9 protein-coding genes are annotated in these 16,263 nt (G+C 67.9%); 3 read left to right on the forward strand and 6 right to left on the reverse strand.

Annotated elements, in window-relative coordinates; translation table 11 throughout:
* Positions 1-68 precede the first annotated feature (68 nt).
* Positions 69-371: a hypothetical protein gene (locus LZK98_RS19355; RefSeq protein WP_233784141.1), complete on the reverse strand. Its 303-nt coding sequence runs from the start codon at positions 369-371 to the stop codon at positions 69-71.
* A 20-nt stretch (positions 372-391) separates the two neighbouring features.
* A complete protein-coding gene (locus LZK98_RS19360) occupies positions 392-3,217 on the reverse strand; it encodes a M16 family metallopeptidase (protein WP_233784142.1) in 2,826 nt (941 codons plus the stop codon).
* A gap of 244 nt (positions 3,218-3,461) precedes the next feature.
* On the opposite strand from LZK98_RS19360, the gene LZK98_RS19365 reads away from it, so the two are divergent.
* Together LZK98_RS19365 and LZK98_RS19370 are read left to right on the forward strand one after the other, a co-directional pair.
* The gene (locus tag LZK98_RS19365; protein ID WP_233784143.1) at positions 3,462-4,523 is read left to right on the forward strand and encodes a hypothetical protein; all 1,062 of its coding nucleotides are present in this window, start codon (positions 3,462-3,464) and stop codon (positions 4,521-4,523) included.
* 126 nt (positions 4,524-4,649) lie between these two features.
* On the forward strand, positions 4,650-6,296 hold the full coding sequence (locus tag LZK98_RS19370) for a M28 family metallopeptidase (protein WP_233784144.1): 1,647 nt from the start codon (positions 4,650-4,652) through the stop codon (positions 6,294-6,296).
* Between the two features lie 99 nt (positions 6,297-6,395).
* On the opposite strand, the gene LZK98_RS19375 is transcribed toward LZK98_RS19370, so the two are convergent.
* On the reverse strand, positions 6,396-8,771 hold the full coding sequence (locus LZK98_RS19375) for a TonB-dependent receptor (protein ID WP_233784145.1): 2,376 nt from the start codon (positions 8,769-8,771) through the stop codon (positions 6,396-6,398).
* A 263-nt stretch (positions 8,772-9,034) separates the two neighbouring features.
* On the opposite strand from LZK98_RS19375, the gene clpB reads away from it, so the two are divergent.
* A complete protein-coding gene (gene clpB, locus LZK98_RS19380) occupies positions 9,035-11,614 on the forward strand; it encodes an ATP-dependent chaperone ClpB (protein WP_233784146.1) in 2,580 nt (859 codons plus the stop codon).
* A gap of 243 nt (positions 11,615-11,857) precedes the next feature.
* Here clpB and LZK98_RS19385 read toward each other — a convergent pair whose 3' ends face one another.
* The 3 genes from LZK98_RS19385 to LZK98_RS19395 all read right to left on the reverse strand — a co-directional run bounded on the left by LZK98_RS19385 (position 11,858) and on the right by LZK98_RS19395 (position 16,260).
* The gene (locus LZK98_RS19385) at positions 11,858-14,806 is read right to left on the reverse strand and encodes a TonB-dependent receptor domain-containing protein (protein ID WP_406694229.1); all 2,949 of its coding nucleotides are present in this window, start codon (positions 14,804-14,806) and stop codon (positions 11,858-11,860) included.
* Positions 14,807-15,151: 345 nt separating this feature from the next.
* The gene (locus tag LZK98_RS19390) at positions 15,152-16,066 is read right to left on the reverse strand and encodes a M23 family metallopeptidase (RefSeq protein WP_233784148.1); all 915 of its coding nucleotides are present in this window, start codon (positions 16,064-16,066) and stop codon (positions 15,152-15,154) included.
* Positions 16,063-16,260 carry a DUF2093 domain-containing protein gene (locus tag LZK98_RS19395; RefSeq protein ID WP_233784149.1) on the reverse strand — a complete coding sequence of 66 codons (198 nt, stop codon included), beginning with the start codon at positions 16,258-16,260 and terminating at the stop codon, positions 16,063-16,065. Before LZK98_RS19395 ends, LZK98_RS19390 begins: the two co-directional genes overlap by 4 nt.
* Between the last annotated feature and the right edge of the window lie 3 nt (positions 16,261-16,263).

The raw sequence follows: 16,263 nt of genomic DNA on the forward strand, positions 1-16,263 counted from the left end.
CCTCACCCTCCCACTCGACTACGTCGAGCGGGCCCCTCCCTCTCCCAACGGGAGAGGGAAATTTGGACTCACCCCGCCCGCGTACCAGTGATCGGGAAGCTGCCGAACGCACCTGCGGTGACCATGCCGTTGAGGGCGTCGCCGTCTACCGTCGCTTCCATCGTCAGCGTCATCGGCATCGGCACGGTGATGTCCACCGCCCAGCTCGCCTTGTCGCCGTCGACCTTGCCGTTCTTGACCTCGGTCGAGCCCATCGCACCCGAGAAGGTGCCGGTGAGCGCGTCGCCGTTCGACTGGAAGGTCACGGTCGCCTTCTGGTCGCCCATCGGCGACTTGATGACGGTATCCCAGGTGCCGTCGATGCCGGCCATATCGCTTGCTCCTCTCTCGCTCAGTTGCTTGCCGCGGCGGCGGGCTGGGCGCCCGGCGCCGGGACCACCTCAACCGGCAATCCGACCGAGTCAAGCTGGGGGCGGACCTTGGCGGCGTCGCCGACGACCACCCAGACGAAGCGATTCGGGTCCAAAGCCTCGCGTGCCGCAGCGTCAAGCTGGGGTGCGGTGAGCGCGCGATATTTTTGCGCGATGGTCGAATAATAATCGTCCGGGCGCTTGGCGAGGTCGTTCATCTGCATCGCCGAGAGCACCGCGCTCGACGTCTCGAAGCTGCCCGACAGCTCGCGGACGAATCCGGCGATGGTGCGGCCGAACTCCTCGGGGGTGACGCCCTTCGTCGTCAGGAACTCGCGCACGTCGAGTTGGATCGCCTTGATCGAATCGCCGGTGCGGTCGGCCTGGACCGGCGTGGTGATGGTGAAGGGCACCGCATTCTCGAGCCGCCGGAAGGTGCCGTAGCTGCCGTAGGTCCAGCCCTTGGTCTCGCGCAGGTCCATGTTGACGCGCGACAGGAAGTTGCCGCTGAGCACGTCGTTGGCGGTGGTGTAGGGCAGCAGCTCGTCGGTGCCCTTGAGCCGGGTGAGCTGGCCCGCGACGATCATCGACTGCGGCGAATCGGGGCGGTCGACCAGCACGACCTTGGGCGCGGACTGCTGCGCGGCGGCGGCGAAGTCCTTGGTCCCCGGCGCCCCCGTGCCGCGCCAGTCGCCGAAGCGGCTCTCGAACGCCTGCCTGACCTCGGCGAGCGGGCGGTCGCTGACGATGAAGACCTTGAGCTTCTCGGGCCTGAGCCACGCGTCGTGGAACGCCCTGAGGTCGGCCGGGGCGAGCGTCGCCACCGCCTTGGGATCGCCGCTGCCGGCGGCTGCCTTCGCATAAGGCGACGCCGTGCCGTAGAGCAGCGGCGGCGAGGTGCGCGAGGCGAGGCCGCTGGGATTGGTGAGCTCGGCCGCGATCTGCGCGAGCAGCTGGTTGCGGACGCGCGTCACCTCCGGCGCGGCGAAGGCAGGCGTGCGCACCACGTCCGACAGCACGCCGAGCGCGGGGCTGAGGTTGGCGCTCGGCGCCTCGAACGCGACGGTCGTGCGGTCGGGCGTGCTGGCGGAGGTGATCTCCATGCCCAGCCGCTCCTGCGCCTCGGCGAGCGCGATCGGGTCGAGGCTCTTCGTGCCGCCTTCCTCCAGCGACGCGAGCATCAGCGACTGAGTGCCGAGCTTGCCCGGCACATCGGCGGCAATGCCGGCGTCGAAGCTCAGCGCCGCGCGGGTGATCGGCACGGCGGTACGCTGGGCGTAGACGAGCTCGATGCCGTTCGAGAGCTTGGTGCGCTCGACCTTGGGGAAGGCGAGGTTGCTGATCTCGCCGACCGCCGGGAGCGGGCCACGAGTGCCCTTGACCGGCGCCTCCGGTGCCGCCTCGGCAGGCTTGGCGGCAACCGCCGCCTCGGTATAGGCCGCGCGGGGGCCGGGCTCGACGGTGAGCGCGAACACCGGGCGGCTCAGCCACTTCTGCGCCGCCGCCCTGACGCTCTCCGGCGTCGCCGACGCATAGGCGGCGAGCTGCTTCTTGTAGAAGCCGGGATCGTTCGAATAGAGCGCCCCCTCGGCGAGCGCGACCGCCTTGCCGCCGAAGTCGCCGACCTGCTCCAGCCCCTCGATCGTGCTGGAGACCTCGCGCATCGCGACGCGCTGGACCTCGTCGGCGGTGGGGCCGTTCTTGAGGAGATCGGCGAAGATCTCGTCGAGCCGCTTGTTGACCAGCGCCGGGTCGACGCCGGGCTTCACATTGACCTGGATCTCGAAGAAGCCGAGCTGCGCGAAATCCTGCACGCTGGCGGAGGCGGAGACGGCGAGCTGGTCCTTGCGCACCAGCGTGTTGTCGAGCCGCGAGCTGGCGAGGCCGCCGAGCACCGAGGCGAACACGTTGAGCGGCACCGAATCCTTGTCGTTGAGCCCCGGCACCGTCCAGTAGCGGTAGAGCCGGACGTTGGCGACGCGGTCCTTCATCGTCACCGCCTTGGGCCCGGGCAGCGTCGGGATGGTGGTGGGGACGGGTGCCGTCTTGGGGCCGGCGGGGATGTCGCCGAAATATTTGGCCACCAGCGGCCTGGCGGCGGCGGCGTCGATGTCGCCCGCGAGCACCAGCACCGCGTTGTTGGGGCCGTAATGGTCGCGGAACCACTTCTTCACATCGGCGAGGCTGGCGGCGTCGAGATCGGCCATCGAGCCGATCGTGGTGTGGCCATAGGGATGGTCGGGAGGCAGCAGCCCCTCGATCTGGGCATATTCGACCAGGCCGTAGGGCTCGTTGTCGCCCTGGCGCTTCTCGTTCTGGACGACGCCGCGCTGGTTATCGAGCTTGTCCTGGGTGACGGCGCCCAGCAGGTGACCCATGCGGTCGCTCTCGAGATAGAGCGCGCGCTCGAGCGCCGGGGTCGGCACCGTCTCGAAATAATTGGTGCGGTCGAACCAGGTGGTGCCGTTGAAGTCGGTCGCGCCCACTTCCTGCAGCGGCACGAAGAAGTCGCCCGGCGAGTTCTCCGACCCGTTGAACATCAGATGCTCGAACAGGTGCGCGAAGCCGGTCTTGCCCTTGGGCTCGTTCTTGGAGCCGATGTCGTACCACACGCTGACCGCGACGATCGGCGCCTTGCGATCGGTATGGACGATGACGCGGAGACCGTTGGGAAGGGTGAACTGCTCGTAGGGGATGTTGACCTCGCGCACGAGCTCGGCGACCGGCACCGGCTTCGCCTCCTGCGCCATCGCCGGGGCCGAGAGCGCGAGCAGCGCGACGCCGCTCAGCATATGGGACAATTTCATCGAGTTCCCCCGCAAGACATTTGATGGCCGGACCGGCCGGATGGGCTTGGCTACCGCAAGCGGCGGGCCGACCGCAATCGGGCATGGCGGGAATGTCACGGGCCGCGCCACGCAAGCTTAACGGCGACCAGGCGAGTCGGCGCCCTGTCAATCGACGATTCGTTGAGGCACTCGCCGCGTCGGCGAGCTTTCCCCTTCGCCGCGATCCGCTATCCTGTGGTGCGGGCCACCAAGGGAGTCGGCGATGGGCCTGGTGCAGGCGCTGGAGGGCATCTCGAAGGGCGCGATGAAAGGCGCCTCGGGCGTCGCGGCCAATGTGCTGGCGGGCAAGACACTCCCGCAGCTCGCCGAGGGGCTGATCGCGCGGCACTCGCCGAACAACGTCCCCGACACCGCCGCGATCAACGGGCAGCTCGCCGAGCTGGCCACGCACGATCCGGCCTTCGCCGCCGACCTTCGCGCGGAGGTCTCGGCCCAGCTGCGCCCGGTCGACAGCGCCGGCCTCAGCCGCGCCGAGCAGGCGGCGGAGCCTCTGCCCGCCAGGGACGCCCCCAACGCGTCCGCCGAACCGGTCGGCGCGAGCCGGTCGATCGAGGCGCTGCGCACAAGCCCCGACCCGGCCGATCGTACGCTCCACGCCGATCTGGCGCGCGCCGCCGGCAGTGGCGATCCGGTGGCGATCAGGACCATGCTTGTCGAAGTCGCATCCACCGTCCTCGCCGCGCAGACCGCCGGCCAAACGACGCCAGGCATCGGCAATGGTCCGCAGACGCGGCCGGCGGTTCCGCTCCTCGGTGCCGACGCCGTCACCCGGTTGATCGGCCTGCTCGCGCCTGCAGCCGCCGGACAAGCTCCTGCCGCCGGGCTCAACAGCGCCGAATGGCGCGGACAGCTGCAGGTGCTGCTCGACATGCGCGCCGCGACGGTCGCCACCGGGCAGGAGGCGCGTCAGGGCATGCAGGAGGGCAGCAAGGCGGCGACGCCCGGTCCGGTCGAACCCGTGGTGCTGCCGTACGCGATGGGCAATCTCGGCCCGGCCCTGTCCTCAACCATCTCGCGAGCGAAAGACGGCGCGGACTCGCCGACGAGATGCCGGGCGGGCTTTGCCCAGCCCTGCCCGCGGCCCGCCGCCGAATGCCACGCGCGGCGTTGCGGCGAAACGACGGAGACCGGGGCGATCGCCGCACTGACCGTCCGATCCGTCACGGCCCCGGCCAGCCTCGGCGCGATCGAGCCGGTCGCGCCGGTCGGTGCGATCCTCGACGACACGGCATCGACGCCGCAGCGGTCTCCGGTGCGGCGATAGTGGTTCGCCGATCCGTGACGGTTCCCTGTCGTTCGTAGCATTCCTGCCAGCTCTCCCGACCGCGCCATTGTCAGGCTCGGCGCGGGCGCTACACCGTGCGCCCTTGACCGACCGGAGGGGTATTTCATGAAACGTCTCGTCGCCGTCCTGCTCGCCTGCACCGCAACGGTCGCGGTCGCTCAGGATGCAGCCGTCCCCGTCTTCACGCCGGAGGCCGTGCGCGCGCACGTCGAATTCCTGGCCGACGACCTGCTCGAAGGCCGCGACACCGGCAGCCGTGGGCATGAGATCGCAGCGCGCTACGTCGCCAGCGAGTTCGACGCGCTCGGCCTCAAGCCTGCGGGCGACAACGGCAGCTGGTACCAGCGCATCACCTTCCAGAAGACCTCGCCCGGCGCGACGCCAGCCAGGCTCACCGTCACCGGGCCCAAGGGCGCCCAGAGCTGGGCGCAGGGGACCGACGTGCTGGTCGGCCTGCCGGTGCGCGAGCGCAGTCTCGACGTGTCGGCGCCGCTGGTGTTCGTCGGCTACGGCATCACCGATCCGACGCTGAAGATCGACGACTACAAGGGGCTCGACGTCAAGGGGAAGATCGTCGTCGTGCTCGCCGGCTTCCCCAAGGGGATGCCGAGCGAGGTCGGCGCGCACCTCGGCTCGACGAAGGGCCAGACCGCCGAAGCGCATGGCGCGATCGGGGTGATCACGATCGCCACCCGCGAATCCGCCAAGACGCGGCCGTGGGAGCAGCTCAAGCGTCGCGGCGATGCGCCGCGCTTCACCTGGGTCTCGCCCGAAGGCGAGCCGTTCGTCGAGGCGCCGGGCATCCGCGCGAGCGGCTCTCTCAACACCCCGGCGGCGGAGGCGGCGTTCGCGGGTGCGCCGCGGACGCTGGCGGCGGTGCTCGACGAGGCGGACAAGGCGGGCGGGCGACCCAAGGGCTTCGCGCTCAGGACCAGCGCGCGGATCGAGGCGACCAGCACCGCTGAGCGCGTGACCAGCCCCAATGTCGCGGCGATCCTGCCGGGCTCCGACCCGAAGCTCGCCGACGAATATGTCGTGCTGTCGGCGCACCTCGATCATATCGGCGTCACCCCCGCCAAGCCCGGCGACGCGGCCGACAAGGACCGGATCAACAACGGCGCGCTCGACAATGCCGCGGGCATCGCGACGATGCTGGAGGTGGCGCGGGCGATCGCTGAGGCGCCGGACAAGCCCAGGCGCTCGATCATCTTCGTCGCCTCGACCGGCGAGGAGAAGGGGCTGCTCGGCGCCGACTATTTCGCGCGCCACCCGAGCGTGCCGATCGACCGTATCGTCGGCAACGTCGACCTCGACATGCCGCTGCTGCTCTACCGCTTCACCGACGTGACCGCGTTCGGCGCCGATCATTCGACGCTGGGGCCGCTGGTCGCCCAGGCGGTGAAGCCGATGGGCGTCACGCTGTCGCCCGATCCGATGCCGGCCGAGAGCATCTTCACGCGCTCCGACCATTATATGTTCGTGAAGCAGGGCGTGCCCGCGGTGTTCCTGGCGACCGGCTATGCCAACGGCGGCGAGGAGCAGTGGGGCAAGTTCCTGTCGGGCAACTACCACCATCCGGGCGACGACATGAACCAGCCGATCGACTGGGTCGCCGGCGCGCGCTTCGCCGAGGCCAACTATCGGATCACGATGGCGATGGCCGACGCGGATCAGGCGCCGATGTGGTTCAAGGGGGATTATTTCGGCGACCTGTTCGCGAAGGACCGGGCGAAGGCGGCGAAGGTGCAGTAGGCACCTTCGCCGCCCCGGCGCAGGCCGGGGCCCAGAATCGAAAAGGATCGCAACTGGGCCCCGGCCTGCGCCGGGGTACAGCTACACCGCTTTTGTCAATCAGAGCCCAGCCTTCAGCGTCAGGAAGAACTGCTGCGGCGCGCCGACCATCAGCGTCTGGTTGTCGCCCGAATTGCCGAAGCCGTTGGTGCCGATCGTCGAGACGTATTTCTTGTCGAACAGGTTGGTGACGTTACCCTGGATCTCCAGGCTGCGGCCGCCGAGGTCGAACCGGTAGCCAAGCGTCGCGTCGACCACCACGCGGCCGTCGACCGACTGGTCGTTGGTGTAGGTGAAGTAGCGCTTGCTCATGTAGTTGGCGCCGACCCGCGCCAGGATGCCGGCATGGTCGTAGGTGACCTCGCCCTTCAGCATGTGCTTGGGCGCGTCGACGACGGTCTTGCCCGCGGTCGGGATCGTCACCGGCGTCGCCACGCCGCCCACCGACGCGGTGGTGTGGACGTCGTCGCGATAGGTCGAGTCATTGTAGCTGTAGGACGCGAACAGCCCGAAGCCGGCGCCGAGCCTGAGGTCGCCGGTCGCCTCGAAGCCGAGCGAGCGGACGTCGCCGACGTTCTGCAGGATCACCGGATTGCCGACGATGCCGGCGCCGGTGGTGACGCCGAGCAGGCGGTTGCGGAAATTGACGTAATAGCCCGCCAGCGAGCCGGTGAACGGCCCCGCGCGGACGCGGCCGCCCAGCTCATAGGTGTCCGACTGCTCGGGCTTGAGCTTGGTCTCGCCGCTCAGCAGCGCGTCGAAGCCGGTCTGGGTGGTGGCGAACGGCCCGGTGGTTGCCGAGGCGACGAAGGCGCGCGTCACCTGCGTGAACCCCGCGAACAGCTCGGCGCCATCGCCGAGCCGATAGGCGACGCCCGCGTGCGGCTGGAACCAGTCGGTCACCTTGATCCGGCCGCCGGCGAGGCCGCCGCCGACGATCGGATTGGCCTTGTCGGTGACGGCGAAGCCCTTCCAGCCGAGGTTCACCGTCAGCGGACCGAAGCCGAGCTTGTCCTGGACGTAATATTGGAAGGTGTCGGTCCGGTACTGCCAGTCCCACTGGGTCGCGAAGGCGCCGTGCTGGAAATCCAAGCTGTCGCGGGTCGGCTCGGTGCGGCTGTCGAGGCCGTAGAAGCGGCGCGCCTGGCGGAAGTCGTTGCGCTCGTACCAGGCGCCGACGGTCAGGTCGTTGAAGCCCAGCCGCGTGCCGACGTCGCCGAACACGCCCTTGCGGCGGATGTCGTATTCGGTGGTGCGGATCGACATCGGCACGCCCGAGGGCGAGTTGACATAGGGCGTGTACCAGATGCCCTGGCCATGGTTCGAATGATAATAGCCCTTGAGCTGGCCGTGGACGGCGGAGTCGCCGGTCGTCTCGAGCCCCACCGAGGCGAGATAGTCCTGCCGCAGGCCGGCGGCGTTGAAATAGGCGTCGTCGAGCGTCTGGAACGGCGCCGGGAAGACCGTGCCCGCTGCCGGATTGCTCGGCGCGTTGCCGGTGATGTCCGACCGGCCGTCCGGGCCGGCCGCGCCGGTGGCGTTGTTGAACCGGTCGATGTTGTTGGCGATGTCGGCCAGCCGGATCGCGGTGGCGTAATCGTTCGAGATATTGTCCCACTTGTAGCCAAGCCGCGAGATCATCCCCAGCGACAGGTCCTGATAGTCGTTCTCGCGCCGGTCGGAGAAGTCGAAGGTGCCGACCGCGCGCAGGCCCGCGACCAGGGGCGCGACCGCCTTGACGTTGACCTGGTTGACCCGCTGCGAGCCCCAGCCCTTCCACTTGTCGGTGTCCGAATGGACGTAGGAGACATAGGCGCTGGGCCCGCCCTCGCCGAGCTCGCCGGTCTCGAGCCGGAAGAAGGTCCGCCACATGTTGTCGCTGCCGACCGTGGCGTTGGCGTCGAGGCCGAACTCGCGCGCCGGATCGCGCGAGGTGAACTCCAGCGTGCCGCCGAGATTGTTGGTCGCCTGCGTGCCGATCGAGCCCGAGCCCTGCGACACGCGGGTCTCGGCGATGTTCTCGCTGATGATCGCGCGGCTGATGTGGAGGCCGTTGACGTTGCCGTAGCTCGCGTCGCCGAGCGGGATGCCGTCGAGCGTGAAGCCGAGCTGGTTCTGGTTGAAGCCGCGGATCGACACGCGCTGCGCCCATTCATAGGCGCCGAACGGATCGGCGCCGGTGACGTTGACGCTGGGCAGCTTCTCGATCGCCTTGAGCGGGCTGGTGCCGGGGACGAGCTCGGCGATGTCCTGCGCGCCGATCTGCTGGACCTGGCGGGTCTCGCCCTTGCCGATCACGACGATGTCGGCTTCGGCGGTCGGCTCCTCGGCCACGGGCGGGTTTGCGGCTGTGGAATCGTCCGGCGCGGCCGCGTGAGCGGCGACAGCGACGAACAGGGACGAGCCGGCGAGCAGGCACGCGGCGAAATGGCGCATCTGGGGGTTTCTCCGAAGTCGCACGAGCGCAATGCCCGTGCTGGCGCGCCGCTAATCGCGCTATGTTGCAGTGCGGAGAGAGATCGATGTCGTTTCCTTTGCGGAATTGTTGCAACCTCGCGAACCGTGGCGGCACGTCTTCCAGCCGGTGCCGATCCGGGACGGATGGAGTTCACAAGCAGGGTCAAGAAAGACAGCCAGCCGCCCTTGTGTTGCCGATATGCAACACCATCTGAGCGCCTGACGAACAACAGGGAAGGTTCATGAACCTCGAGAAATTCACCGACCGCGCCAAGGGCTTCCTCCAGTCGGCGCAGACCGTCGCCATCCGCATGTCCCACCAGCGGATCGCCCCCGAGCACCTCCTGAAGGCACTGCTGGAGGACGAGCAGGGCATGGCCGCCGGGCTGATCCAGGCCGCGGGCGGCGATCCCAAACGCGCGGCGAGCGAGACCGATCTCGCCCTGTCCAAGATTCCGGCCGTATCGGGCAGCGGTGCGCAGGCGACGCCGGGGCTCGACAACGATGCCGTGCGCGTGCTCGACCAGGCCGAGCAGATCGCGACCAAGGCCGGCGACAGCTACGTCACCGTCGAGCGGCTGCTGGTCGCGCTGGCGCTGAGCCTCAACACCGCGGCGGGCAAGGCGATCAAGGCATCGGGCGCGACGCCGGAAGGCATCAACGCCGCGATCAACCAGCTGCGCGGCGGCCGTACCGCCGACACGGCGGGTGCCGAGGACCGCTACGACGCGCTCAAGAAGTTCGCGCGCGACCTGACCGAGGCCGCCAGGGACGGCAAGCTCGATCCGGTGATCGGCCGCGACGAGGAGATCCGGCGCACCATCCAGATCCTCGCCCGGCGCACCAAGAACAACCCCGTGCTGATCGGCGAGCCGGGCGTCGGCAAGACCGCGATCGCGGAAGGCCTCGCGCTGCGCATCGCCAACGGCGACGTGCCGGAGACGCTCAAGGACCGGCGGCTGATGGCGCTCGACATGGGCAGCCTGATCGCGGGCGCCAAATATCGCGGCGAGTTCGAGGAGCGGCTGAAGGGCGTGCTCGACGAGGTGCGCGCCGCCGAGGGCGACATCATCCTGTTCATCGACGAGATGCACACGCTGGTCGGCGCCGGCAAGACCGAGGGGGCGATGGACGCCTCCAACCTGCTGAAGCCTGCGCTCGCGCGCGGCGAGCTCCACTGCATCGGCGCGACCACGCTCGACGAATATCGCAAGTACGTCGAGAAGGACCCGGCGCTGCAGCGGCGCTTCCAGCCGGTCTATGCCGACGAGCCGACGGTCGAGGACACCATCTCGATTCTGCGCGGCCTCAAGGAGAAATACGAGCTGCACCATGGCGTGCGCATCACCGACGGCGCGATCGTCGCCGCGGCGACGCTCTCCAACCGCTACATCACCGACCGCTTCCTGCCCGACAAGGCGATCGACCTGATGGACGAGGCGGCGAGCCGCATCCGCATGGAGGTGGAGTCCAAGCCCGAGGAGATCGAAAACCTCGACCGGCGCATCATCCAACTCAAGATCGAGCGCGAGGCGCTGAAGAAGGAGAGCGACGCCGCGTCGAAGGAGCGGCTGGCCAACCTGGAGGGCGAGCTCGCCAATCTGGAGCAGCAGTCGGCGGAGCTGACGCAGCGCTGGCAGGCCGAGCGCGACAAGATCGCGTCGGAGGCCAAGATCAAGGAGCAGCTCGACGCCGCCCGGCTCGAGCTGGAGCAGGCGCAGCGCGCGGGCGACCTCGCCAAGATGAGCGAGCTCTCCTACGGCACCATTCCCGCCCTGACCAAGCAGCTCGAGGAAGCCGAAGGCGCGTCCAAGGGCGCGATGCTGCGCGAGGAGGTCAACGCCGACGACATCGCCGCGGTGGTGAGCCGCTGGACCGGCATCCCCGTCGACCGGATGCTGGAGGGCGAGCGCGAGAAGCTGCTCCACATGGAGGAGCAGCTGGGCAAGCGCGTGATCGGCCAGGACCAGGCGGTGCGCGCGGTGTCGACCGCGGTGCGGCGCGCGCGGGCGGGCCTGCAGGACCCGAACCGTCCGCTCGGTTCGTTCCTGTTCCTGGGCCCGACCGGCGTCGGCAAGACCGAGCTGACCAAGGCGCTCGCGGAGTTCCTGTTCGACGATCCCGCCGCGATGGTCCGCATCGACATGAGCGAGTTCATGGAGAAGCACGCGGTCGCACGGCTGATCGGCGCGCCTCCCGGCTATGTCGGTTATGAGGAAGGCGGTGTTCTCACCGAAGCGGTTCGCCGGCGGCCCTATCAGGTGGTGCTGTTCGACGAGGTCGAGAAGGCGCATGGCGATGTGTTCAACGTGCTGCTGCAGGTGCTCGACGACGGGCGGCTGACCGACGGCCAGGGACGCACGGTCGACTTCTCCAACACGCTGATCATCCTGACCTCTAACCTCGGTTCGCAGTTCCTCGCCAACCTGCCCGACGGCGAGACCGTCGAGAGCGTCGAGCCGCAGGTGATGGAGGTGGTGCGCGCGCATTTCCGGCCCGAGTTCCTGAACCGGCTCGACGAGATCATCCTGTTCCACCGCCTCGCCGCGGAGCATATGGGGCCGATCGTCGACATCCAGGTCGCGCGGCTGGCCAAGCTGCTGGCGGACCGCAAGATCGCGATCGACCTCAGCGACGGCGCGCGGGCGTGGCTAGGCCGGGTCGGCTACGATCCGGTCTATGGCGCACGGCCGCTACGGCGCGCGGTGCAGAGGTATCTGCAGGATCCGCTCGCGGAGCTGATCCTCAAGGGCGAGGTAAAGGACGGGTCGACTGTGAAAGTGGACGATGGCGATGGAAAGCTCGAGTTGAGCGTGAGCTGACGCCCGCACCGGCGATGCGGTGCAGCACGGGCGGGATCAAACGTCCGAATGAAGTGGAGGCGTGCTCCTGCGAAAGCAGGAGCCCTGGATCACGTCCCGCGTCACTTGCGGCCTGAGCTCCTGCCTTCGCAGGAGCACTGACTGAATCCGAACAGGACAGTCCCGAGGGGACCACCGAACGGATTGCTAAAAAAAGGGCGGCTCGTTGCCGAGCCGCCCCGATATTCTGACCTGAGGTCCGGCTCAGAAGCCGAACTTCACGCCCGCCTTGAAGTAACGGCCGTAGATGCCCTCGCCGCCCTGGATCGGGTTGTAGCCGTGCGCACCGTAGGTGACGGTGTCGATCGGCGGCATCCGGTCGAACAGGTTCTGGACGTTCGCGTAGAGGGTGAACTGATCGTTCACCTTGACCTGCGCGTTGAGGTCGAAGGTGATGTAGCTCTTCACGCGGCAGGGCAGCGAACCGTCGTTCAGGCCGCAGTCCTTGTAGTCGGTGCCCTGGTCCATCGCCGACAGGTCATAGCCGTCGTAATAGTTGAGCGTACCGGCCAGCGTGAAGTTGCGGTTGATCTCGACCGCCGAGGTCCAGGTGCCCTTCCACTTCGGCGTGCCGGAGCCCGCCGTCAGGTTGAAGTTGCCGAGCGTGCCGTCGTAGCGCTCGACGTGACCGTCCGGGAACTTCATCTCAAGCTTGAGGATGTAGGTTGCCTGGGCATTGGTCATGAAGCGGATGTTGTCCGTGAGCGCCACGTCCGCATCCAGCCCGAAGTCGAGACCCGAGGTCTTCATCGTGTTGGCATTGATGAAGGGCGACTGCACGAAAGCGATGCGCGGCAGGGCGGTCTCGTTGTTGACGTCAGGCGCGTCGGGGACGACCACGAAGCCTTCCGGGATCGGCTGGCCGGAATAATAGGCTTCGATCGCCGCCGCGTTGCTCGCGGTCGTGATGACGTTGGTCTTCCGGATGTTGTAGTAATCGACCGAAAGCCTGACGCCGCGAACCGGCTCGATCTCGATACCGCCGGTGAAGCTCCGCGACTTCTCCGGCTTCAGATCCGGATTGGAAATCGACGTTGCGCCGTAGGACGCGCCCGTGATGTAGGTCGGGCAGCTCGTGTACGTTGCCAGCGAGCACCCATACTGATTCAGGACATAGTCGGTATAGATGGCGGGGTTGGCCGTGACGTAACCCGTGGTCGGGAAGGTCGCATTGGCCTCGCCGAAGCTCGGGATCCGGAAGCCGCGCGAGTAGGTGCCGCGCAGCGTCAGGAAGCGATCGAACGGCTTGAGGATAACGCCCGCCTTCGGCGAGAAGTTGTCGATGCCGTTCGGATAGCGGTCGTAGCGGCCAGCCAGGTTGACCGTCAGCATGTCGACGATCGGAGCGTTGAGCTCGCTGTAGAGCGAGTAGACGGTACGATCACCCTTGATGGCGAAGCCGTTGAGGCGGAAGTACCGCTCCGTGCCGCCGTTGAAGTCCGAGTTGATGCTCGGCGAATCCACCGCTTCGTAGCGGACCGATGCGCCGAACGCGAGCTGCAGCGGACCGCCCGGCAGCTCGGCGAGCTTGCCCGACACGCTGGCGTCGGCCTGGAACAGGTCCGACGTCGAGGTCGCCCGCGCTTCCGGCGCGAGATAGTCAAGCACGTCCTGGCTGTTGGCCGACGGATTGACGAAGTTGTAGCTGCCATCGGCGATCACATCGAGCAGGTGCTGGATGTAGACATAGCCGTTGTACCGACGAAGCAGGTCGACGTGCATCGCGGTGGCGCTGACGTTGTAATCCCAGTTGTCGGAGATCGGGCCGCGGATGCCGAGGGCACCGCGATAGGTCCGCGTGCGGCTGTAATTCTCCTCGAACAGGTTCGGGATACGGCCGGCGATCGCCGCCGTATAGCCCTGCGCCGCGAACGGATTGTTCGGGTTCAGCGTGCCGTTGGCCGCGGTGCAGGCGGCCGTCGTGCCGCGCGGGCAGACATAGACCGGCAGCTGCAGGACCGTGTTGTTGCCGTAATAAGCAACGTTCGCCGAGGTGCTGTAGCGCGGATAGTAGAACGGCGCCGGCGCGTTAGCGCGGATCGTCGCGGGGATGTAGCTGTCGAACGACGACGACTGGACGAAGTTGAACGCGGCATAGGCCTCGCTGCTCTCGCCCACCCGGGCGGTGACGCGAGCCGAGAAGCCGAAGCGCTCAACCTCCGGGGTGATCACGCCATACTGCTTGGTCAGATCCTCCTGACAGACCACGCCGTTGGCGGGCGCCGCCGCATTACCCGGAAGCGCCAGTTCCGCCGGGCTGAGGGTGTAGGTCGGCAGACCCTGGCAGCCGTTCAGCAGCTGATAGCGCGAGGAAACGCCGGGAATGGCGCCGCCGGTGACCGGATTGCGCGGACGGACGATGAACGGCGTCGCGATGCCGAAGCCGCTCATCACGCCGTCGGACTGAACACCGTTGATGATGCCGTTAACGCCGCAGGTATCGTCGTGACAGACTCGCGAGAAATCGTCCGTGTCGAACGGATACGGACGATCGGCGTTCTTCAGCATCTCCTGCTTGTAGTAGAAGCCGCTGACATAGGCGTTGATGCCGTTCTTATCGAGATCGCCGAAGCCGGCGGTCAGCGACAGGCGGTACTGCGCCGCGTCGCCGCGATCGGAGATGCCCGCTTCCGCGCGGCCGCTGATGCCCTGGACGTTCTTCTTGGTGATGATGTTGACCACGCCCGCGATCGCGTCGGCGCCGTAGGTCGAGGACGCGCCGTCGCGCAGGATGTCGATCTTCTCGACGATGTCGTCGGGAATCGTGTTCAGGTCGACGAAGTTGCGGGTGCCGTCGTCAGCCAGCGGATAATAGGCCGCGCGCATGCCGTCGAACAGCACCAGCGTCGAGTTGGTGGTGAGGCCGCGCAGCGACACGGCCGAAGCGCCGGCCGCGAACGCGCCGTTGGCGGTGAAGGAGTTGGTCAGCGCCGGACCGTTGTTGGCCGCGAGACGCTGGATGCTCTCCTGGATCGTGCTGATGCCGCGCTGATCGAGGTTCTCGATGGTGAGGCTGGTCACCGGCGACGGGACGGCATTCGACAGGATCGAGCCGGTGATGACGATGTCCTCGCCGGTCGACTGCTCGGCCTGGTCTTGTGCGACCGTGGTGCTCGCAGCGGTATCCTGAGCGAATGCCGGCACCGCATACATGCCGGCGCCGAGCAAGGCGAGCGCCGGCAGGGCAGCGCCGCCGAACAGCGACTTGCGCTTGAAATAGGTGTTGCTGGTCACGAAATTATCCCTCGCATCTTGGCCCGTTCGGCTGTGCCGCCCCCAAGGCCGATTGTGATCTTTCGCGCGGCGCACAACGCAGCTGCGCGAAGGACATGCGCGGAGGTCTAAACTTCGTTCATCCGCTGTAAAGCTGAGACGCACGCAAAACTGCGCCTTTTCAAGGGGACTGTAGCCAAAATAACACAGAGAATCGCACCAGGGTTTCCGCACTGCATCATTGTGTCGTGCAAGCGCCGGCGACAGCAGTAATATTACGCCGAGTCAGTTTCCGGCCGGCATCGGCCCCGCGACCAGCAGCGGGTCAATCCGCGCGTCCCGCCACTTCATCCCCCAATGGAGATGCGGACCGGTGGCACGGCCGGTGTGGCCGACGCGGCCGATCGGCTGGCCCTGGCGGACGTGGTCGCCGACACGCACGTCGATGCGGCTGAGGTGCAGGAAAGCGCTGTTGAGGCCCATGCCGTGGTCGATCATCAACAGGTTGCCCTCCAGCGTGAAGGGATGATCCGCAGCCAGGATCACCACGCCGTCGGCGGGCGCCGCCACCACCGCACCCTCTGGCTTCGCGACGTCGACGCCGGAATGATAAGCGCCGGGTTCGCCCTTGTAGATGCGCTGGCTGCCGAAGCGGCCGGAGATGCGGCCGGTCGCCGGCCAGATGAATTGCTGGCGCCAGCCCTGGGCATCGGTCTGCCTGTCGCGCGCCGCGGCGATCTGGGCGAGCTCGGCGGGGCGGCGGCGGGCGAACTCGGGGCTCGGCTGGGGGAAGCGCGGGAGGCGATTCAGCCGCTCGATCTGCCAGTCGCGCGGCGCGACGGAGAGGGCGCGGGTGACGACCGAGCCATCGGAGCGGGTCGCGGTGAGCGCGGCGCTCGGGCCCGCATCGCGGTCGAAGGCGATCAGGAACCTGCCGTCCGGCGCGAACGGGACCGGCATGCCGTCGAAACGCAGTGCGGTCGTGCCCGTCGGCACGGTGCCGCGCAGGATGCCGCCCTGAATCATCGCGCCGTCGAGGGCGAAATCGCCCGGCGGCAAAGGGCGCGCACGAGGCGTCGTGTTTGCCGCAGGCGGCGCGACCGACGGAGCCGGGGAGGGTGCAGGCGCCGGCGGCGAGACGCAGCCTGCGAGCGCGATCAGCGCAGCGACCGCCCCTCCCCCGCCCGCGGTTCGCCTCACGGAGCGAGCGTCTCGCTGGCGATTTTGGCGCTGGCGTAGGGCTCCTGCCGCGCGACGCTCCAGTAGCGCAGCTCATCGAGCGGAATCTTGGCGCCGCTGACCGCGCAGATCACATGGTCGCCGGGGGCCAGCACGCGGAAGCCATTGGCCATATAGTGGAGCCGCGCCGTGCGCGCGGTGTTGGACATCAGCATCGG

Source organism: Sphingomonas cannabina (assembly GCF_021391395.1).
Taxonomy (GTDB): Bacteria; Pseudomonadota; Alphaproteobacteria; order Sphingomonadales; family Sphingomonadaceae; genus Sphingomonas; species Sphingomonas cannabina.

Coding starts and splice junctions, on each gene's coding strand:
- LZK98_RS19385 (WP_406694229.1), bottom strand. CDS start 14,806: ATGTATGCGGTGCCGGCATTCGCTCAGGATACCGCTGCGAGCACCACG.
- LZK98_RS19355 (WP_233784141.1), bottom strand. CDS start 371: ATGGCCGGCATCGACGGCACCTGGGATACCGTCATCAAGTCGCCGATG.
- clpB (WP_233784146.1), top strand. CDS start 9,035: ATGAACCTCGAGAAATTCACCGACCGCGCCAAGGGCTTCCTCCAGTCG.
- LZK98_RS19365 (WP_233784143.1), top strand. CDS start 3,462: ATGGGCCTGGTGCAGGCGCTGGAGGGCATCTCGAAGGGCGCGATGAAA.
- LZK98_RS19395 (WP_233784149.1), bottom strand. CDS start 16,260: ATGCTGATGTCCAACACCGCGCGCACGGCGCGGCTCCACTATATGGCC.
- LZK98_RS19360 (WP_233784142.1), bottom strand. CDS start 3,217: ATGAAATTGTCCCATATGCTGAGCGGCGTCGCGCTGCTCGCGCTCTCG.
- LZK98_RS19370 (WP_233784144.1), top strand. CDS start 4,650: ATGAAACGTCTCGTCGCCGTCCTGCTCGCCTGCACCGCAACGGTCGCG.
- LZK98_RS19375 (WP_233784145.1), bottom strand. CDS start 8,771: ATGCGCCATTTCGCCGCGTGCCTGCTCGCCGGCTCGTCCCTGTTCGTC.